This window comes from Brucella pituitosa, assembly GCF_965577835.1.
Lineage (GTDB): Bacteria > Pseudomonadota > Alphaproteobacteria > Rhizobiales > Rhizobiaceae > Brucella > Brucella pituitosa.
In genome coordinates, this window is record NZ_OZ264092.1 from 680,640 (window position 1) to 698,955 (window position 18,316).

Here is an 18,316-nt window from a genome sequence, read left to right on the forward strand (position 1 = left end):
TTTAAAATATCAATGAACGAACATGTCGTATTTAAAGTACTGTCTTGCCGATCCCACATGATATTTTCTATAGCATGGCCACCCCGGAAACATGATCCAAGTCATTGCGGGCGTTTTTCTTGGGGATGAAGCAACAATGACGCGCGTACAGGCGAATTTACTCCTCCTTCTGGCCGGTGTCATTTGGGGCATGGGCTTCGTGGCGCAATCCACGGCCATGGCGAGCATCGGGCCGTTCCTGTTTATCGGAGTGCGTTCCGCAATTGCAGCGCTCACCGTTTTGCCATTCTCGATAGCAGAAGGCAGACGCTCACCGCACAAGCTGCAAAGCCAGAACTACTTCTTTTTCATGCTTGTGGGAGCCACTCTGTTCATAGGTCTTGCCCTGCAGCAGATTGGGCTGATCACAACATCAGTCACCAATGCTGGCTTTCTCACCGGACTTTATGTCGTGATGGTGCCGGTGTTGGGTGTCATCATTTTCCGCAACTGGCCCCACCCCGTCGTTTGGCCAAGTGCGGTTGCATGTCTTGCAGGTATTTTTCTTTTGTCAGGTGGCGCATTAAGCGCATTCAAGCAAGGCGACTGGCTTGTGATCATTGGCGCAGTGTTCTGGGCGATGCAGGTTCTGCTGATTAGCCGCGCCAATCGTGCTGGGCGTCCCATCACACTCAGTTGCGTGCAGTTTGCCACCGCTGCTGTTGCAGGACTGGCCATCGCTCTTGCCGTCGAAGACATCAACTGGAACATCATCGCCCTTACATGGAAAGAGCTTCTGTTTACAGGCGTCTTTTCCTCAGGTGTTGCATTCACTCTGCAAGCCATCGGCCAGCGCTACACAACATCAGCACAAGCCGCAATCTTCCTCTCATCCGAAGCAATCTTTGCCGCGATGTTTGGTGCGATCTTCCTTGGTGACCGTCTGACATTTATTGGCTTCATCGGCTGCGGTCTGTTGTTTACAGCCATGCTCGCCGTGGAACTGGTTCCCATGTTCTGGAAGCATAAAGCGGAACCAATTCCAGCAGCCGCGGAATAATTAACCTCTGAAAATCAGTGCTGCACCGCCTGCGATCAATGCAAAGCCAAGAACGTGGTTCCAGGTGAAAGCTTCTTTCAGATAGAAGATCGAAAACAGGCTGAAGATCACAAGTGTGATAACTTCCTGCATCGTTTTGAGCTGCGCTGCTGAATAGACTTCATGCCCGATACGATTTGCTGGCACAGCCAGACAATATTCGATCAGCGCAATACCCCAGCTGATGAAAATAACTGTCACCAACGGCGTGCTGGTGAACTTTAAATGCCCGTACCAGGCAAAGGTCATGAAAACATTGGAGCCGATCAAAAGCAGGATCGGCAGAACACTCGGCGACATCAGTGCTGACATGAAAAGAACTTTTGGGGACCGGGAGGATACTATCGCGGCTTGGCCCTAAACCGCAGGAGACGAATAGCAAAAAGGCATGAAGATTTCGCCAAAGTTATGACCACTGATTTGGCGGGAAATCACCTTATTTGCGCCACAGCCCTTAACGCACTCACTGACTGTTCGTTTACGCTTATCGGCTAATATGAGCCTGAGCAGGTTCCAAAATGAAAGGCTGGGGCATGAGTGTTGCGTTGTCCAATCGCTTTCATCGCTATCTGATACCGGCATCTCTTGCCTTGCTGACGCTGGCTGCCGGTTGTTCCGGAGAGCGCCCGCCACGTCCGCAGGCCGAAATCGGTAATGCTGATGTGATGCCACCGGCCCCTGTCGCCTCTGCCAATCCGCAGCACGAAGAGCGCGTTGTTGGACTGGCCGAAGAAATCGAAAACAATGCCAATGAGATGACAACGCAGAGCCAGCCGCATTATACCGGCGATTATGGCTTCGCGACACCTGTTCAAAACCCGGTCAGCACCGCCGAGAATATTTATGCGATGTCCAATTCGGATGCGGCCTGTCGGACGCGCCTGAAGCGCCTGGGTGTTGTCTTCACCGAGAAGTCGCCTATCAATCAGAGCGGCAGCTGCCGCATCGACAATCCTATCGAGGTCAGCGGCTTCAACAGTGGTTCAATCGCTTTCAAGCCGGCAGCAACACTTAATTGTCAGGTCACGGAAGCTTTTGCGCGCTGGATCAAAGGCGATCTGCAACCATCGGCACGCCTGCGCTACCTCTCCGGCGTCAATACGATTTACAATGCCGGTGGCTACTCATGCCGGACGATGAATCACCGCCGCGGTGCCAAGATGTCCGAGCATTCACGTGGCAATGCCATCGACGTCACCAAAATCGTGCTGAACAACGGCAAGAGCATTACAGTTCGCAAACCCGGTTTCTTCGCCTTTCGCGAAAAAGGCTTGCTCAACAGCGTCCGTTCCGATGCTTGCGATTACTTCACCACAGTACTCGGCCCCGGCTATAATCGCGAGCATGCCGATCACTTCCACTTCGATCTGATGCAGCGTCGCAGCGGCTATCGCGCCTGCAAGTAATAAAAAGGCCCGGCTCAACCGGGCTTTTTTGATTCTGTTTCATCCGCTTAACGAAGCATGCTGAATCAATTCCCGAACTGCCTACTCAGCAGGAACTGGTGTTGGCTGACCACTCTTGTCGAGTGCTACCATCACGAACTCACCATGCGTCACGAGATCCATATCATCCGCAAGATAGCGCTGTGCCCAGGCTTCCACCCGTAATGTGATCGACGTGCGACCAACCCGTGTAATCTCGGTATAAACACAAAGAATATCCCCGATTTTCACGGGCTTGGCGAAAGCCATTTCACGTACTGCTGCGGTGACGACACGGCCCTTGGCACGCTCTGCAGCACGGATGCCGCTGGCCGTGTCCATCTGCGCCATAACCCAGCCGCCGAAAATATCGCCAGCCGAGTTGGTATCTTTCGGCATTGCCTGCGTGCGCACGGTCAGCATGCCCTTGGGCGCATTGATATCGTTCATCAATAAATCCTTCGATCATCTGAAATGAGTCGAGAGTGAGTATGCTGTAAGCCTTTATCAAGGGAAAGTGCGACATCCGCACCGCAGCCATGCAAATCAAACATGATGCAATGCTGTAAATATTAAAAACTTAATTATTAATCGCAATCGAAACATTCGTAAGACTTTAAAGTAAAAATAACAATCATCCATTATATGCAGATCTAAGGTATAAGCATCGGGGGATAGCATGAGATTAATTATTACATCGTCAATTACTACATTAGCACTTTTATTTGCAACCAACGCAGAATCTTCAACCGGACTTGCAACTGCAAATATTAATCTTCGTACCGGTCCCGGCACACAATATCCATCGATGGGCAGCATCCCCAATGGGGTTGTGCTTGATGTCGCTGGCTGCACAAGTGGCTACGGCTGGTGCCGCGTCAATTATCGCGGCCTTGATGGCTGGGCTTCATCAAATTACATCGCGGTTCAGACCGGCGGTGGCGGTTACACCACCAATGACAATTTTGGATCGACCGCTGCAGCCATCGGCATACCGCTGATCGCCGGGTTAGTGATCGGTTCGGCAATCAACAACAATCGATGGGATGACGGCCCGAACTGGGGTCCAGGTTGGGGACCTCGCCCTTATCGATCCGGATGGGGTCCGGGTCCATATCGTCCGGGTCCGGGTTGGCGTGGACCGGGCCAATGGGGACCGCCTCGTCCACATTGGAGCGACCGACCCGGCTGGAATGATCATCCGGGTTTCCACCCGAATTTCTATGGCCCCGGCAATCGCTGGCGTCCACGGTAAATATCACCTCCTGACAGCCTGATGTCAGGAGCCGCAGAAAACTGCGATGCGGTGCGGCGGATTTAGCCGCTGCACCCTTTTCATTTGAGCTGCGAAATTCCATATTGGGAGCATGGCTTCCTCAAAAGATAAATACTCTCAGGATTCGCGCAAGCTGACCGGCCAGACTGGCGGTTTCGGTGAGGCACCTCAGTCTGATTTCTCGGGTGCACCGCTGTCCGGGTCCATTTCCGATTGGGCAAAAGAGATCAGCGATGAGGCCGTCAAGCCTCAAGCCAAGGCAAAACCGGCCAAAGCCGCGAAGCCCCCCAAAAAGGTGCCTGAACGGAGCAAGGAATCATCACGTAGCGCACGCGGTACGTCGATGGGTGGTGCCGCCTCTGCCAAAGAACGTGCCGCAGCAGGCCTTAATCCCGTAGCGGGACTGGATATCAGCCTCGAAGATGCAGCCGAGTTTAGTCCCTCCGGCGCGACCGCGACGGTTCAGGCGCTTTCCGATCTGATTGAATCCGGCAATCCGCTGTTCAAGAACGGCGAGTTATGGACCCCGCACCGTCCTGCCCGCCCCGAAAAATCCGAAGGTGGTATTGCGATCCAGATGGAATCGAGTTTCGAGCCATCCGGCGATCAGCCAACAGCCATTCGCGATCTGATAAGCGGCCTTGATGATCAGGACCGCACGCAGGTTCTTCTTGGTGTTACCGGCTCCGGTAAAACATTCACCATGGCGAAGGTCATTCAGGAAACGCAGCGCCCTGCGCTCATTCTTGCTCCAAACAAGACGCTTGCCGCACAGCTCTACGGTGAGTTCAAAAATTTCTTCCCAAACAATGCTGTCGAGTATTTCGTTTCCTACTACGATTACTATCAGCCCGAAGCCTATGTAGCGCGGTCCGATACCTATATCGAAAAGGAATCGACGGTAAACGAACAGATAGACCGTATGCGCCACGCGGCGACGCGTGCGCTGATCGAGCGCGATGACGTGATTATCGTGGCATCGGTTTCATGTATTTACGGTATCGGTTCGGTCGAAACCTATACCGCCATGACTTTCGAGATGAAAATCGGCGACCGGCTCGACCAGCGCCAGCTTCTCGCCGATCTCGTGGCACAGCAATATAAGCGGCAGGACATCAATTTCGTGCGTGGCTCGTTCCGGGTGCGTGGTGATACGATTGAAATCTTCCCGGCCCACTTGGAAGACCGCGCATGGCGTATCTCGCTATTTGGCGATGAAATCGAGACTATCGTTGAATTTGATCCGCTGACCGCCCAGAAGACGGGCGATCTGCAATCGGTCAAGATTTACGCGAATTCGCACTATGTGACACCGCGCCCGACGCTCAATCAAGCGATCAAGTCTATTCAGGAAGAATTGCAGCATCGCCTTGCAGAACTGACCCGCGCAGGCCGACTGCTTGAGGCACAGCGCCTTGAGCAGCGCACCAATTTCGACCTTGAAATGCTCGAAGCAACCGGCGTGTGCAACGGCATCGAAAACTACTCACGCTATCTGACGGGACGTCAGCCCGGCGAGCCGCCACCGACCCTGTTTGAATATATCCCGGACAATGCACTGGTGTTCCTCGACGAGAGCCACGTCACGGTTCCGCAGATTGGCGGCATGTATCGCGGCGACTTTAGGCGCAAAGCAACATTGGCCGAATATGGTTTCCGCCTGCCATCCTGCATGGACAACCGCCCGTTGCGCTTTGAGGAATGGGACGCCATGCGTCCGCAGACTATCGCGGTTTCGGCAACGCCCGGCAAATGGGAAATGGAAGAAGCTGGCGGCGTGTTTGCCGAACAAGTCATCCGCCCGACAGGCCTGATCGATCCGCCGGTTGAAGTCCGCCCAGCGAAAAATCAGGTCGATGATGTTCTCGGCGAAATCCGCGAAACAGCGCGCAGGGGCTATCGCACGCTCTGCACCGTGCTGACCAAGCGCATGGCAGAAGACCTGACCGAATATCTGCATGAACAAGGTGTTCGCGTACGTTACATGCACTCGGACATCGACACGCTGGAACGCATCGAAATCATCCGCGATCTGCGCCTTGGCGCTTTCGATGTATTGGTGGGTATCAACCTGCTGCGCGAGGGTCTCGATATTCCGGAATGCGGTTTCGTCGCCATTCTGGATGCCGACAAGGAAGGCTTCCTACGTTCGGAAACTTCGCTGGTCCAGACCATCGGTCGTGCGGCGCGTAACGTTGACGGCAAGGTCATTCTTTACGCCGACAACATCACCGGCTCGATGCAGCGCGCGATGGATGAAACCAGCCGCCGCCGCGAGAAGCAGGAAGCTTATAACCTCGAACATGGCATCACGCCTGCCTCGGTGAAGAAGAACATCACGGATATTCTGAATTCGGTCTACGAACAGGATCATGTCCGCGCCGATATTTCTGGCTTTGCAGAAGAAGGCGCTATGATGGGCAACAATCTCACCGCTCATCTCGAGCATCTGCAAAAGCAGATGCGCGATGCTGCCGCCGATCTCGACTTTGAGAAGGCCGCACGGATGCGCGACGAGATCAAACGCCTGCGCGAGATGGAACTGGCAATTTCCGATGATCCGCTGGCTCGCGAAGTCGAGCTTGAAAGTCCTGTGACGGGTCGCACCAAAGGTCGCCACAACGCGGGCCGCAAGGTACATCGCACAGTCGATGATGCGCCGAAGAAGTCGCTGTTCGCCAAGCCTTCACTCGACAATATGGGCCCGGGAACGGATACGGCAAAGCCGCTGTTCCGCAAGAACACGCTGGATGAAATGACCGTTAAGCGGACGGAAAAACCAGCAGGCGCTGACGACGCCATCATCCGTCGCGAACGTTCTGGCATTGGGTCTTATGAAGATCCGGCTGAAACGGCCCGCAAAAAGCGTCGCCCCGGCAAGACAGGCCGACCGGGGCGGTAATATCGCAAAGCCTGAAGGCTGCTTACCAGCCTTCAAGCACAATCTTGCCTTTGGCCTTGCCACTTTCCAGCACGCCATGCGCTTGTTTAAGATTAGCAGCATTGATTGGCGACAAAACTTCCGTCACCGTTGTTTTGATTTTGCCTGCATCGATCAATCGCGCAACTTCATTCAGAAGCTTGCCCTGTTCATTCATATCCGCCGTTTCAAAAACAGGACGCGTGAACATCATCTCCCAATGGATTGAGACCGACTTGCGTTTCAGCGGCGCGACATCAAATGTATCGAAATCGTCGATCAAACCGAACCTCCCCTGTGGGGCGATCAATGAGACTACCTCGTTGAAATGATCCATCGTCTGCGTGGTGGAAAAAACAAATGCCGGTGCGCCGATACCCAGAGCCGACACCTGTTCCGCGAGCGGCTTGCTGTGGTCGATGACATAATGTGCGCCGAGTTGTTTCACCCAATCCTGCGTTTCAGGACGTGAGGCGGTGGCAATCACGGTCAGATCAGTCAACGCGCGTATCAGCTGAATTGCTATCGAGCCAACCCCGCCTGCTCCACCGATAACGAGAACAGCATTTGCCGCGCCCGGCACCGGTTTACGAATGTCGAGCCTGTCAAAAAGCATTTCCCAGGCGGTGATTGATGTCAGCGGCAGGCCAGCGGCCTGACTATTGGAAAGAGACGATGGCGGTGTCCCCACAATGCGTTCATCGACCAGATTGAATTCGCTATTGGCTCCCTGTCGAATATAAGAACCAGCATACCAGACCTTATCTCCAATCTTGAAATTCTGCACCGCTTCGCCGGTTTCAACAACAATACCAACCGCGTCCCAGCCCAGTACCTTCCACTGGCCCGGCTCTGGTGAAACACCTTTACGGATTTTGTAGTCGACCGGATTAACCGCGATGGCTTCAACCTGCACCAACAGATCGCGGCCTTTCACAACAGGCTTGTCCAGTTCTACATCAACCAGCGAATCCGCACGATCCAGCTTTCCGGCAGTTTGATAGGCAACAGCTTTCATAGTCTTTGCTCCATTTGCTATGGATCAAATATTAGACTACTATCAGAAAATAGAAATACGTACAAAAATCGCCCATAGTGTCGATTTATGTACTTAGTATATAAAGGTTACTGAAATGACCAAGGCAAAACACTCGCGCTTCGATTGCAGTCCCGGCTGCGCAGTCGAAGCTGCCATCAGCCTCATCGACGGCAAATGGAAAAGCGTTGTGCTGTTTCATCTTCTGGATGGAACGCTGCGGTTCAACGAATTGCGACGACAGATACCGGGCGTCACGCAGCGTATGCTGACCAATCAGCTCCGCGAACTTGAAGAAGACGGTCTGATCGATCGCAAAGTCTATGCGCAGGTTCCACCCAAGGTGGAATATAGCCTTTCCCCGCTTGGTCGCAGCATCGAGCCAATCCTGCTGGCACTGAAGGATTGGGGTGATACCAATATCGAGCGCTTCAGCAAGTCCATCAAGACAAAGACAGCTGCATAAATAAGCATTCCCCAGCCCCAGCGGAATCTCAACTGAGGATCGCAGCAAATGACGAATGACGGTGATGTTATAAGAATTTACAGGGGAACGCCTGAATCGGCTGCTATGGTCGCAAATACTAGAAAGGCTATGGCTATCACCGCCAAAATCAATCGTTTGACATTTAACGATCCTGACGAAGTTCGAGCCTTATTCAGCGAACTCATCGGAACAAAGGTGGACGACAGCTTTCTTTTGATCCCACCCTTTTTCTGCGCTGACGGAAATGGAATCCAGGTCGGTCGGAATGTGTTTGTAAACCAGAACTGCACTTTCTATGGTCTCGGCGGTCTGAGTATTGCTGATGACGTCATGATCGGACCAAATGTAAGCATTATTACCTCTGGACATCCGATTGAGCCTTCACAACGACGCGATGGCGTGATCGCCAAGCCAATCACAATAGAGAAAAACGTTTGGATCGCAGCCGGTGCAATAATCATTGGCAGCGTGAAAATAGGTGAAAATTCTGTTGTTGCGGCGGGTTCAGTTGTCACCAAAGATGTTCTTCCAAACACGCTTGTGGGAGGAAATCCCGCGCGCAAGATTCGCACCGTTAGCGACGATTGAAAAAACGGCCGCGAGAAAAACGCCTCGCGGCCGATAATTCTTCAGGCATCCAGCAACCTGATGTTCTTACCAAACCGGATTAAAAAATGGCCGCGGCGGGATTACCGACACTGACCACTGCCGGTAATGCGATAACCCGCACGTTCTGCTTCACAGCGATTTGGGAATGTCTGCCTGTCACCACCACGACGCGCGCAAACCGGCATATATTCCCTTGTGCAAGCCCCTGCACCTGGACGCCCCGGCCTGTTGCCCTGATGTGGCGGGCGACCCGGCCGTTCCCCTCCCCAGCCGGAACCCGGTCCCGGTCTTGACGTGCATTGTCCGTTGCCGACAACCCGATAGCCATCGGCACGCGCCTGACAGGCATTGCCAAAAGTCTTGCGTGATTGGCCACGTTCACCACAAACCGGCGCATAAATCATCGGACACATCTGTGGTTGCGTTGGACCTGGCCGTACCGGAGGTCTATAATCCGGGCCGCCTTCGGCAACACACCCTGCCAGAAACATAGCACTCGCGATCAAACCCAAACGGCTGATTCTGTTTAGAAGCATTGCTCTCTCCCTCTCATGTCTGAATGCTAAAATGGCACAACAACCTCCGAGAACAAGGAGGTATTGGAAGATAATCGGCATGGTTCTCAGCAACCACATATCGACAAGTCGCAAACATGCATTACTCTACATCCCCAGAGCGGGATAAAGGGCGGAATCAACAGCATGAATCGTCGGCATATAAAGATAGCGACATTTGCATTTATGCAGCTCTTTTGCTGGCCTGAAAACTTCAACGCAGCAGCACAGACAGCGGTCAATCCCGAATCTCTGATTTATGGCCCGCCTATGCCGCCCGAAAAGATCGCGCCGACTGTCGGTCGCATTTGTGAACTCATAGAAATCAATGCCGAAGCGCAAGGGATCCCGAAGGACTTCTTCGCGCGGCTTATCTGGAAAGAAAGCCGCTTTGATCATCGCGCCGTCAGTCCCGTCGGCGCACAGGGCATTGCTCAATTCATGCCTTATACCGCCAAAGAGCGCGGCCTTGCCGATCCATTCGATATTGAGCAAGCTATCCCGGCATCTGCGGGATTTCTAGGCGAACTCAAACGCGCTTTCGGGAATTGGGGGCTGGCTGCTGCTGCTTATAATGCTGGCCCAACCCGCGTTTCCAACTGGATGCGCTCGGGCGGATTTCTTCCGCTGGAAACGGAAGACTACGTTCTTGATCTCACAGGCGCTCCGGCTGACAATTTTGCGTCCGGCAGTGAGATCACGAACAAGCCCCTCGATGCAAAACTCAGTTTTGCAGAAGCTTGCCAGCGCCTGCCGATCATTCGCACGGCTACAATACCCATGTCACGCATCAAGCCTAAGCCTTGGGGCATTCAGGTCGCGGGCAATTTTCGGCGCAGCGTTGCTGTCAATCAGTGGAGCAGGCTGCGTAAGCAATTCTCCTCGGTGCTCGCGGGCCACAATCCAGTCATTAGCCGTGTACGCACCCCAATGGCCCGGCGTGGCATCTATGCAGTACGCATCGGAGCCGATAGCCGAGGCGAAGCCGACAACATTTGCTCTAAACTTCGCGCAGCAGGCGGTGCATGCATAGTTTTGCGCAATCGGTAAGCAAATGAGCATGCTATACCTTAGTATGAATCGATATATTGCGTTTGGCCTGTGCTATTTTGGTATTGAATGAGTGATATTCTCGTAATTTTTGTAAAGATTCGAGACGATACCGTTACGAAGATAACCAATCTCATATTCCATGAAGAATTTGCTTGCCAAATTACGCATCATAGATCAGTCTTCATTCGTCCGGGCAATTTGAGTACAAACGGAAGACTGGAAGAACGGCGCGCCGGAACCGCTAGAAGTTCCGGGTCGGAGATTAGTCTCTGGCAATGATCGGTTCCTTTCCTATGTCGAGAACTGCCTGCATGACCCTCTGCCGGGTGTGTGGTGCGTTCGGCGGAAGTTGTAATTCCACTGTCTTTTAATAAAGCGGTGGCGCCAAGGAAAAGGAACGGATCCCATGGCACAGACCGGACAGGTCAAATTCTTCAACTCCGAAAAAGGTTTCGGATTTATCAAGCCTGATGATGGCGGTGCAGACATTTTTGTCCATATCTCTGCCGTACAGGCTTCAGGTTTGGCTGGACTTGCTGACAACCAGAAGGTTTCCTACGAGACTGAACCGGATCGTCGCGGCAAAGGTCCTAAGGCTGTAAACATCTCGGTTACTGACTAAGTCCGAAATTTTACAGAACAAGAATTTGATCCCCGGCTAACGCCGGGGTTTTTTATTGATTGAGACACATATAAAAACGAATAATAAGAGTACCGATCTATTCAGCCAGATCTAAATGCGCTCCAGATGGCTGTGCGCGAAATATTACCAACACTGCATTTAATTTACCGGATAATAGTGGTTTCAGCCGCCCCTTCACCATTGTTCAGCCTCCATTCATGTCGAGACTATTAACTTGTCATTCATGATTGATGCAGTGCGCCATCGCGGCCCTGCACATCGACGAAATTGCAGTTGTGCTTCTGAAGGAGCGGACAATGAACAAACTAATTAAAACAGCTATTCTGGCAGTCGCCGCCATAGCAGCAGTCTCAGCACCGCTGGCTTCAGCATCCGCTGACTCTTGGGGACGTCGCGGTTGGGATCGCGGTGGTGACTGGAACCGGGGCGGTTGGGATCGTCCTTATCATCGTCACCGTGACCGCAGCGGCGATGCGGTTGCTGCTGGCGTCATCGGTCTTGCAGCCGGTGCACTCATCGGTAGCGCTCTGAGCCAGCCGCAGCCTACATATGTCCAGCCAGCGCCCGTTTACGCGCCGCCTCCACCACCGCCTGCATATTATCCGGCTCCCCCTGCACGCAGCGTGCAGTATCGCGTGGGCTATGAACCATGGAGCCGTGGCTGGTATCAGTATTGTTCAGACCGTTACCGTTCGTTCAATGCCAATACCGGAACCTATCGCGGTTATGATGGACGCGACCATTTCTGCTCGGCGAACTAATCTCGCTGGTAATCCGCAATTGGAAAAGCCGCCTCAAGGGCGGCTTTTTTCACAAGCAGTTCAGCTCATGCATATCCGATATCGTTGAGAAACGGATTGTTGCGGCGTTCTTCGCCAAAGCGTCCGCCGGGACCATGACCACATAAAAAGCCAATATCGTCGCCCAAAGGCAGAAGCTTTTCTTTTATCGAGCGGATGAGCGCGGCGTGATCACCACCCGGCAGATCAGTGCGACCGATTGAACCGTTGAACAGAACGTCTCCGACAATCGCAAAGCGCGCTTCAGGATTGTAGAACACCACATGTCCCGGCGCATGTCCTGGGCAATGGAAGACATCGAAAGTGTGCCCGGCAACTGAAACCGTATCACCCTCTTCCAGCCAGCGGTCGGGTGTGACATTACGCACGCCCTCAGTCAGTCCGTATTTAAGCCCGGTAGTTGCCAGGTTATCGAGCAGAAACTTGTCGTCCTTGTGCGGACCAATAATCTCAACGCCCAGATCTTCCTTGAGGTCCAGCGCTGCACCTGCATGATCGATGTGACCGTGGGTGATCCAAATGGCTTCAACGTCGACATTCTGAGACGCAATTGCCTCTTTGATCCGATCAAAATCGCCGCCGGGATCAATCACGACACCCTTTTTAGTGTCGCCATCGAAAAGGACAGTGCAGTTCTGCTGAAATGGCGTCACTGGAACGATGATAGCTTGTAATTGTCCCATATAGAATACTCCATTCAGTCAGCATGTTGGAAAAGTTGGCCGAGGCGAATTTCGGACTGTCGCAGACTATTTGCACCTTCACATAATGCGCGACATTCAGTTTGCAAAGGCTTGATCATAGTAAAACGGGCGGCACAAGGCCGCCCGTATCCCCTCTCACGAAACTTGTTCACATTTCCAAAAGCCTGAAACCACTTTTGGAGCAATGTCACCCCATGAGATCGCCGGTTGTTGTCCCCACAACCACGCTATTCGCTTAAGCTCAGGCTTTGCTTGCCATTGAGTTCTTGATCAGTCCGATAATTGCTGTGAGGACGATACCGCCCACACCGCCACCAGCCAGCTGGCCAACGACACCATTGAGAACCGAGTCCAATCCGCCACCGGACAGCATAGGCAGAAGCTGGCCAAGAATAACGCCGCCGATGCCACCGGCAACTGTATTACCAGCAGTTCCGAGGCTGAGATTCTTAACAGCACCAGCAATATTGCCGCCTACTGCGCCTGAAACAAGTTGAAGAATGATAGGCAGTAGAGATTCCATAATCGTCACCCCATCTGAGTTAAAAGCCGGAATAACGCGAATCCGACCCGAAAAATCTTGGACCGAAACTTTCCAAAGTCAAACATTAAGCAGTCACATAGTAAAAAAGCGGCTTAAAAGCCGCTTTTTTCTGTTTAAAACGTTGTTACTCGGCTGCTATTCGCTTGGGCTGAACTTCAGCAGCATAATCGTTCATCAGCATGTTGGTGATTTCACCGGGTGTAAAATGGTATTTTCCAATTTCTGAAACCGGCGTCACTTCTGCTGCCGTTCCACACAGGAAGCATTCGGTGAATGTCGCCATTTCTTCCGGCATGATAACCCGTTCAATAACTTCCAGCCCGCGACGCTTGGCAAGATCAATGATCGTGCGACGCGTGATGCCATCAAGGAAGCAATCAGGCTTTGGTGTGTGCAATGCACCGTCTTTGACAAAGAAGACATTCGCACCAGTGGCTTCAGCCACTTGCCCGCGCCAGTCCAGCATCAGCGCATCCGCATAGCCCTTTGCTTCTGCTGCATGCTTGGAAATGGTGCAGATCATATAGAGGCCAGCAGCCTTGGAACGCGACGGTGCAGTGCGCGGATCGGGGCGGCAATATTCTGCAATGTCGAGACGAATGCCCTTCATCTTTTCTTCAGGCGAGAAATAGCTCGGCCACTGCCAGATCGCGATAGCCAGATGAATGCGGTTGTTCTGAGCCGAAACACCAAGCGACTCTGATCCACGCCATGCAATCGGACGAACATATGCATCCACGAAGCCCTGCTTCTTGAGCAGTTCGCGACAGGCATTGTCGATTTCTTCGACACTATATGGAATCTCGAAGCCAAGAATTCGGGCGGATTCATGCAGGCGCTCAGTATGCTCGGTCAGCTTGAAAATTTCACCGCCATAAGCACGCTCGCCCTCGAATACGGCGCTCGCATAGTGCAGACCGTGAGTCAGCACATGTACCTTCGCATCCTTCCAGGAGACAAACTCGCCATCCTGCCAGATAAATCCGTCGCGTTGATCGAATGGAATCGCAGCCATTTCACTCTTCCTCAAAATTAGCCCGCTTTTTCTGCAAGCCGTTTGGCTCAGATGAGCCTTTCCCTAATCTTTTCTGGCCAGTTAAATCGATATAACTGGTAAGTAAGACGTGTTTTTCTTCGCCAACACTGGCATTTTACAACCAAATGCGCTGAGGTCAGCTCGAACAACTACGCTGAGATCAGGCAAATAATGCATGTAAAACAAAGATATTTCCGACAATTACGGAAAATAACGCTCGCCATTGTGCTTTACCGTCCTTATTGGACAGTCTGACACAGCAAGCCGCGTAATTATCTCTCCTCCAACATGCACCAGCGCAAACTTTATTCCAAAAAAAGCGGTCTGCACTTACCAAAAATTATCTTGGCGATTGAGTTATGTCAACAATGCTGACATATTTATCGCAACAGGATGGAGCTTCGATGTGAATTCGACGAACGACGTGAACTATATCAGCAATCCTCTGACGTGTCTGGAGGCTGACGATCTCAACGTCATTGAACTGCTGTTCTTCTCTTATCGCGATTTCACCGCTGACCCGGACCTGATCCTCGAGAAGATCGGATTTGGCCGTGCCCATCACCGTGTGCTCTATTTCATCAATCGCAAGCCCGGCATGACGGTAGCCGAACTTCTTGAAGTGCTGCGCATTACCAAACAGAGTCTGTCGCGCGTTCTCAAGCAACTGATCGATACCGGCCATGTTGTGCAGGCCACAGGGCTGCACGATCGTCGTCACCGCAAACTTTACCCCACAAAAAGTGGGCGACAACTCACGCTCGCCCTCGCTTTGCCACAGTCGCGCCGCATCGCGCGGGCATTGGAAGAATCCGGCGCTGCAGAACGCGAAGTTATTGAGCGGTTTCTTTATAATATGGTCAATCCTGAGCGCCGCGCCCAGATTGACGATTTCGCGGCAACTGAAACGGCCGGGAATGCGTCTGAGCCGAAACTCGAGAAGGCTGGGGGCTAATCGCCAACAACGCAAGCCTCAGATAGACGCGCTGTCTTGCAGTGGCTAAGATGCGGTGTGTTATGGAAAGCCACGATCTGGCTTTCCTCCATATACGTGAAGTAAAAGCCCAGTGCCGTGCAGCATCCTTTGCACGGTGATTTGGCACAGGATGGGATCAAACGACGCCATGGCTGTAGAAGAATCGAACCTATCGGATGACGCACCACATCTCCTTGTTGTCGATGATGACACGCGAATCCGTAGCCTTCTTTCGCAATATCTGACGACCAGCGGCTTCCGCGTCACCATGGCGGCCAGCGCTGCAGAAGCGCGTCGCAAGCTTGAAGGCATCGACTTCGATCTCCTGATACTTGACGTGATGATGCCCGGCGAAACCGGTGTCTCGCTGACCCGCTCGTTGCGTGAGCAGAAAAGCGTGCCGATCCTGATGCTGACCGCTTTGTCGGAAACCGACAGCCGTATCGATGGTCTGTCAGCAGGTGCAGACGATTATCTGCCAAAGCCTTTCGATCCGCGCGAGCTGATCCTGCGTATCAATAATATCCTTCGCCGTGGTGCGTCACCAGCCCAGCCGAAGATCGAACAGATTGTCTTTGGACCCTATACTTTCTTCATTCCGCGTCGCGAATTGAAAAAGGGCACTGAAACAATCAAGCTCACGGATCGTGAACAGGATATTATGGCGATTTTCGCCGAGCGCGCCGGCGAAACCATTCCGCGTCATGAACTGACCGGACAGGACGGCGATGTTGGCGAACGCACGATTGATGTGCAAATCAACCGCCTGCGTCGCAAGATCGAGCAGGACCCGGCTAATCCCGTCTGGCTGCAAACCGTTCGCGGCATCGGCTACAAGTTGAGCATTGAGTAGCGTTTAGATTTAGAGCGCGTCCCGAAAAGTGTGAAGCGGTTTTCGGACAAGATGCGCGTCAAAACAAGCGATTAGAGTGGAGCCTCGCAAAATTCAGAGCGTGACCGAAGACATGCAGTTTGCAGAACCGTCTGGAGTATTCTGAGACGATGAAGTCGCTCTGGAAAACACTCACGCGCTGGTTTGCGCGCCGCATGCCCAAAGGGCTCTATGCGCGTTCGCTTATCATTATCATTGCACCGATGGTGCTGCTTCAGTCAGTGATTGCCTATGTATTCATGGAGCGTCACTGGCAGATGGTGACGGAGCGGCTTTCAACGGCCGTTGTCCGCGATATCTCTGCGATCATCGACATTCTGGAAACCTATCCGCAGGAACCGGGCTACGACAATCTGATCCGCATTTCGCAGCAGCGCCTTGGCCTGAATATCTCGATCCTGCCACCCGATCCACTGCCGCCGCCGGGACCGAAACCCTTCTTCGCCATTCTCGATTACTTCCTGAGTGAAGAAATCACCCGCCAGATCAACCGGCCGTTCTGGGTCGATACGGTCGGTGATTCCGATCTCATCGAAATCCGCATCAAGCTCGATGACAAAGTCCTGCGTGTCTTTGCGCGTCGCAGTCAGGCCTATGCGTCCAATACCGGCATCTTCCTCACATGGATGATCGGCACCGCACTTGTGCTGTTGATCATCGCCATCGCTTTTTTGCGCAACCAGATCAAGCCGATCCAGCAGCTTTCGCAAGCAGCCGAAAGTTTCGGTAAGGGCCGACCGATGCCGGAAGGCTTCCGTCCTCATGGTGCCGAAGAAGTTCGCCGCGCAGGCATTGCCTTTATCCAGATGCGCTCGCGTATCGAGCGGCAAATTGAGCAGCGTACAGCCATGCTTTCCGGTGTGAGCCACGATCTGCGCACGATTCTGACCCGCTTCAAGCTGCAACTGGCACTGACCGGTAATGCAATCGACACAGAACCGCTCAATCAGGACATTGCCGACATGCAGACCATGCTTGAGGGCTATCTTGCCTTTGCGCGTGGCGAAGGCTCGGAAGAAGCTGCGACCTACGATGTGCGCCTGCTGTGTGACAAGCTCGCGAATGAAGCGCGCCTGCGCGAGCGTGGCTTTAAGTATTCGATCGAAGGCGACAGCGAGGTCAACGTTCGCCCGAATGCCTTCTCACGCCTCGTCAGCAATCTTGTCTCGAATGCCTTCCGCCACGCGGATAATGTTGAGCTTTCGATCACTCACAATGATGGCTGGCTGAAAATCATCGTTGATGATGATGGCCCCGGCATTCCGGAAGATCGGCGCGAAGATGTCTTCAAACCTTTCGTGCGCCTTGATGAAGCACGCACGCAGGATTCCGGCGGCACCGGCGGCCTTGGTCTCGCCATTGCCCGTGACATCGCCAGAAGTCATGGCGGAGATATCGATCTTGAAGACGCACCGACCGGCGGCCTGAGGGCAACTATTCGTATTCCGGCTTAAACGCGATTGATCGCCTGCGCTGCAACATAACCAAGCGCTGTCGCAGCGAGGCAGGCAAAAAGCGATATGCTCACATTCATGAGCGCGCGTCCCGGCATACCGAGACGCAGCAATTCGAAGGTTTGCACGCTGAATGAGGAGAAGGTGGTAAAGCCGCCGCAAATGCCGACCATGAAGGCGACACGCCAGATTTCAGGCACTTCAAAGCGGCTTGATGCCATCGTCAATGCGCCAAAAAAGGCGATTGCAAACGAACCGATGATATTGACGACAATTGTGCCCCAAGGCAGATCACGGCTGACTGGTGCAAGCCAGATCGCAAACCAGTAGCGCAAAACGCTTCCAAGCGCACCGCCCAAAGCTACGGCAATCGTTCCCTGCATCTGTCCCGTTCCTATTCGTTACTCACGCAGACTATTTGCACAATGTGCAAAGCCGACGCAAATCACCGCTATAAGATCAGAACAGTTTGACGCCGTTTTGTACTTTCTTATCGATAGCAGCGAGAACAACCTCGCCATTCTCATCTGGAAAGCCAAGTGTCAGAACTTCGGACATAAACGGGCCGATCTGACGTGGTGGGAAATTGACCACTGCCATCACCTGACGCCCAACCAGATCTTCCGGCTGATAATGCTTTGTTATCTGCGCGGATGACTTTTTGATACCGAACTTGTCACCAAAATCGATTTTGAGTTTAAAAGCAGGCTTACGCGCTTCAGGAAATGGAACAGCTTCAACAATGGTCCCCGTGCGGATATCGACCTTCTCGAAATCACCCCAGCTGATCGTTTCCGTCTCACTCATAACCAATCCCCTGAAATAGATCC

21 protein-coding genes are annotated in these 18,316 nt (G+C 53.0%); 12 read left to right on the plus strand and 9 right to left on the minus strand.

Annotated elements, in window-relative coordinates:
- Window positions 1-136 precede the first annotated feature (136 nt).
- A complete protein-coding gene (locus tag ACSME1_RS03280) occupies window positions 137-1,039 on the plus strand; it encodes a DMT family transporter (protein WP_100560114.1) in 903 nt (300 codons plus the stop codon).
- Here ACSME1_RS03280 and ACSME1_RS03285 read toward each other — a convergent pair whose 3' ends face one another.
- A complete protein-coding gene (locus tag ACSME1_RS03285; RefSeq protein WP_007875953.1) occupies window positions 1,040-1,390 on the minus strand; it encodes a DMT family protein in 351 nt (116 codons plus the stop codon).
- Between the two features lie 221 nt (window positions 1,391-1,611).
- Here ACSME1_RS03285 and ACSME1_RS03290 point away from each other — a divergent pair, with 221 nt between their 5' ends.
- Window positions 1,612-2,484, plus strand: coding sequence for an extensin-like domain-containing protein (locus ACSME1_RS03290; protein ID WP_435654950.1), 873 nt, complete (start codon window positions 1,612-1,614; stop codon window positions 2,482-2,484).
- Window positions 2,485-2,565: 81 nt separating this feature from the next.
- On the opposite strand, the gene ACSME1_RS03295 is transcribed toward ACSME1_RS03290, so the two are convergent.
- Window positions 2,566-2,952 (minus strand): acyl-CoA thioesterase, encoded by a 387-nt coding sequence (locus ACSME1_RS03295; protein ID WP_024899453.1) that lies wholly within the window; start codon window positions 2,950-2,952, stop codon window positions 2,566-2,568.
- Window positions 2,953-3,181: 229 nt separating this feature from the next.
- On the opposite strand from ACSME1_RS03295, the gene ACSME1_RS03300 reads away from it, so the two are divergent.
- A complete protein-coding gene (locus ACSME1_RS03300) occupies window positions 3,182-3,757 on the plus strand; it encodes an SH3 domain-containing protein (protein ID WP_024899452.1) in 576 nt (191 codons plus the stop codon).
- Between the two features lie 112 nt (window positions 3,758-3,869).
- Window positions 3,870-6,680 carry an excinuclease ABC subunit UvrB gene (gene uvrB, locus ACSME1_RS03305; RefSeq protein WP_105705713.1) on the plus strand — a complete coding sequence of 937 codons (2,811 nt, stop codon included), beginning with the start codon at window positions 3,870-3,872 and terminating at the stop codon, window positions 6,678-6,680.
- Between the two features lie 22 nt (window positions 6,681-6,702).
- Here the strand turns inward: uvrB and ACSME1_RS03310 are convergent, their stop codons facing one another.
- A complete protein-coding gene (locus ACSME1_RS03310; protein ID WP_105705711.1) occupies window positions 6,703-7,716 on the minus strand; it encodes a zinc-binding alcohol dehydrogenase family protein in 1,014 nt (337 codons plus the stop codon).
- Between the two features lie 115 nt (window positions 7,717-7,831).
- Here ACSME1_RS03310 and ACSME1_RS03315 point away from each other — a divergent pair, with 115 nt between their 5' ends.
- Both ACSME1_RS03315 and ACSME1_RS03320 read left to right on the plus strand, forming a co-directional pair.
- The gene (locus ACSME1_RS03315) at window positions 7,832-8,200 is read left to right on the plus strand and encodes a winged helix-turn-helix transcriptional regulator (protein WP_024899449.1); all 369 of its coding nucleotides are present in this window, start codon (window positions 7,832-7,834) and stop codon (window positions 8,198-8,200) included.
- Window positions 8,201-8,248: 48 nt separating this feature from the next.
- The gene (locus ACSME1_RS03320; protein ID WP_105705709.1) at window positions 8,249-8,809 is read left to right on the plus strand and encodes a sugar O-acetyltransferase; all 561 of its coding nucleotides are present in this window, start codon (window positions 8,249-8,251) and stop codon (window positions 8,807-8,809) included.
- Between the two features lie 101 nt (window positions 8,810-8,910).
- Here ACSME1_RS03320 and ACSME1_RS03325 read toward each other — a convergent pair whose 3' ends face one another.
- Entirely contained in the window at window positions 8,911-9,366 is a 456-nt protein-coding gene (locus tag ACSME1_RS03325) for a Kazal-type serine protease inhibitor family protein (protein WP_100558728.1), read from the minus strand.
- A gap of 165 nt (window positions 9,367-9,531) precedes the next feature.
- On the opposite strand from ACSME1_RS03325, the gene ACSME1_RS03330 reads away from it, so the two are divergent.
- The 3 genes from ACSME1_RS03330 (at window position 9,532) to ACSME1_RS03340 (ending at window position 11,841) form a co-directional block, all read left to right on the plus strand.
- Window positions 9,532-10,434: a lytic transglycosylase domain-containing protein gene (locus ACSME1_RS03330; protein WP_024899446.1), complete on the plus strand. Its 903-nt coding sequence runs from the start codon at window positions 9,532-9,534 to the stop codon at window positions 10,432-10,434.
- Window positions 10,435-10,843: 409 nt separating this feature from the next.
- Window positions 10,844-11,059, plus strand: coding sequence for a cold-shock protein (locus ACSME1_RS03335; RefSeq protein WP_024899445.1), 216 nt, complete (start codon window positions 10,844-10,846; stop codon window positions 11,057-11,059).
- 317 nt (window positions 11,060-11,376) lie between these two features.
- Complete coding sequence (locus ACSME1_RS03340) at window positions 11,377-11,841, plus strand: BA14K family protein (protein ID WP_024899444.1); 465 nt, start codon at window positions 11,377-11,379, stop codon at window positions 11,839-11,841.
- A 65-nt stretch (window positions 11,842-11,906) separates the two neighbouring features.
- Here the strand turns inward: ACSME1_RS03340 and ACSME1_RS03345 are convergent, their stop codons facing one another.
- The 3 genes from ACSME1_RS03345 to ACSME1_RS03355 form a co-directional block, all read right to left on the minus strand.
- On the minus strand, window positions 11,907-12,563 hold the full coding sequence (locus ACSME1_RS03345) for an MBL fold metallo-hydrolase (protein ID WP_024899443.1): 657 nt from the start codon (window positions 12,561-12,563) through the stop codon (window positions 11,907-11,909).
- Window positions 12,564-12,825: 262 nt separating this feature from the next.
- Complete coding sequence (locus ACSME1_RS03350; protein ID WP_024899442.1) at window positions 12,826-13,107, minus strand: hypothetical protein; 282 nt, start codon at window positions 13,105-13,107, stop codon at window positions 12,826-12,828.
- 145 nt (window positions 13,108-13,252) lie between these two features.
- Window positions 13,253-14,143, minus strand: a complete 891-nt coding sequence (locus ACSME1_RS03355) for a branched-chain amino acid aminotransferase (RefSeq protein ID WP_024899441.1) — start codon at window positions 14,141-14,143, stop codon at window positions 13,253-13,255.
- Between the two features lie 427 nt (window positions 14,144-14,570).
- On the opposite strand from ACSME1_RS03355, the gene ACSME1_RS03360 reads away from it, so the two are divergent.
- The 3 genes from ACSME1_RS03360 (at window position 14,571) to ACSME1_RS03370 (ending at window position 17,486) form a co-directional block, all read left to right on the plus strand.
- A complete protein-coding gene (locus ACSME1_RS03360; protein ID WP_024899440.1) occupies window positions 14,571-15,119 on the plus strand; it encodes a MarR family winged helix-turn-helix transcriptional regulator in 549 nt (182 codons plus the stop codon).
- A 151-nt stretch (window positions 15,120-15,270) separates the two neighbouring features.
- Entirely contained in the window at window positions 15,271-15,993 is a 723-nt protein-coding gene (locus ACSME1_RS03365; RefSeq protein ID WP_036567985.1) for a response regulator, read from the plus strand.
- A gap of 149 nt (window positions 15,994-16,142) precedes the next feature.
- Window positions 16,143-17,486 (plus strand): ATP-binding protein, encoded by a 1,344-nt coding sequence (locus ACSME1_RS03370; RefSeq protein WP_024899438.1) that lies wholly within the window; start codon window positions 16,143-16,145, stop codon window positions 17,484-17,486.
- On the opposite strand, the gene crcB is transcribed toward ACSME1_RS03370, so the two are convergent.
- Together crcB and ACSME1_RS03380 are read right to left on the minus strand one after the other, a co-directional pair.
- Window positions 17,483-17,869, minus strand: coding sequence for a fluoride efflux transporter CrcB (gene crcB / locus ACSME1_RS03375; protein ID WP_105705708.1), 387 nt, complete (start codon window positions 17,867-17,869; stop codon window positions 17,483-17,485). The genes ACSME1_RS03370 and crcB overlap by 4 nt on opposite strands.
- A 76-nt stretch (window positions 17,870-17,945) precedes the next feature.
- The gene (locus ACSME1_RS03380; RefSeq protein WP_024899436.1) at window positions 17,946-18,293 is read right to left on the minus strand and encodes a tRNA-binding protein; all 348 of its coding nucleotides are present in this window, start codon (window positions 18,291-18,293) and stop codon (window positions 17,946-17,948) included.
- Window positions 18,294-18,316: the final 23 nt, after the last annotated feature.

Bases quoted from the DNA above. Each gene is read 5' to 3' on its own strand.
- ACSME1_RS03280 (WP_100560114.1), top strand. From the start codon at position 137: ATGACGCGCGTACAGGCGAATTTACTCCTCCTTCTGGCCGGTGTCATT.
- ACSME1_RS03285 (WP_007875953.1), bottom strand. From the start codon at position 1,390: ATGTCAGCACTGATGTCGCCGAGTGTTCTGCCGATCCTGCTTTTGATC.
- ACSME1_RS03290 (WP_435654950.1), top strand. From the start codon at position 1,612: ATGAGTGTTGCGTTGTCCAATCGCTTTCATCGCTATCTGATACCGGCA.
- ACSME1_RS03295 (WP_024899453.1), bottom strand. From the start codon at position 2,952: ATGAACGATATCAATGCGCCCAAGGGCATGCTGACCGTGCGCACGCAG.
- ACSME1_RS03300 (WP_024899452.1), top strand. From the start codon at position 3,182: ATGAGATTAATTATTACATCGTCAATTACTACATTAGCACTTTTATTT.
- uvrB (WP_105705713.1), top strand. From the start codon at position 3,870: ATGGCTTCCTCAAAAGATAAATACTCTCAGGATTCGCGCAAGCTGACC.
- ACSME1_RS03310 (WP_105705711.1), bottom strand. From the start codon at position 7,716: ATGAAAGCTGTTGCCTATCAAACTGCCGGAAAGCTGGATCGTGCGGAT.
- ACSME1_RS03315 (WP_024899449.1), top strand. From the start codon at position 7,832: ATGACCAAGGCAAAACACTCGCGCTTCGATTGCAGTCCCGGCTGCGCA.
- ACSME1_RS03320 (WP_105705709.1), top strand. From the start codon at position 8,249: ATGACGAATGACGGTGATGTTATAAGAATTTACAGGGGAACGCCTGAA.
- ACSME1_RS03325 (WP_100558728.1), bottom strand. From the start codon at position 9,366: ATGCTTCTAAACAGAATCAGCCGTTTGGGTTTGATCGCGAGTGCTATG.
- ACSME1_RS03330 (WP_024899446.1), top strand. From the start codon at position 9,532: ATGAATCGTCGGCATATAAAGATAGCGACATTTGCATTTATGCAGCTC.
- ACSME1_RS03335 (WP_024899445.1), top strand. From the start codon at position 10,844: ATGGCACAGACCGGACAGGTCAAATTCTTCAACTCCGAAAAAGGTTTC.
- ACSME1_RS03340 (WP_024899444.1), top strand. From the start codon at position 11,377: ATGAACAAACTAATTAAAACAGCTATTCTGGCAGTCGCCGCCATAGCA.
- ACSME1_RS03345 (WP_024899443.1), bottom strand. From the start codon at position 12,563: ATGGGACAATTACAAGCTATCATCGTTCCAGTGACGCCATTTCAGCAG.
- ACSME1_RS03350 (WP_024899442.1), bottom strand. From the start codon at position 13,107: ATGGAATCTCTACTGCCTATCATTCTTCAACTTGTTTCAGGCGCAGTA.
- ACSME1_RS03355 (WP_024899441.1), bottom strand. From the start codon at position 14,143: ATGGCTGCGATTCCATTCGATCAACGCGACGGATTTATCTGGCAGGAT.
- ACSME1_RS03365 (WP_036567985.1), top strand. From the start codon at position 15,271: ATGGGATCAAACGACGCCATGGCTGTAGAAGAATCGAACCTATCGGAT.
- ACSME1_RS03370 (WP_024899438.1), top strand. From the start codon at position 16,143: ATGAAGTCGCTCTGGAAAACACTCACGCGCTGGTTTGCGCGCCGCATG.
- crcB (WP_105705708.1), bottom strand. From the start codon at position 17,869: ATGCAGGGAACGATTGCCGTAGCTTTGGGCGGTGCGCTTGGAAGCGTT.
- ACSME1_RS03380 (WP_024899436.1), bottom strand. From the start codon at position 18,293: ATGAGTGAGACGGAAACGATCAGCTGGGGTGATTTCGAGAAGGTCGAT.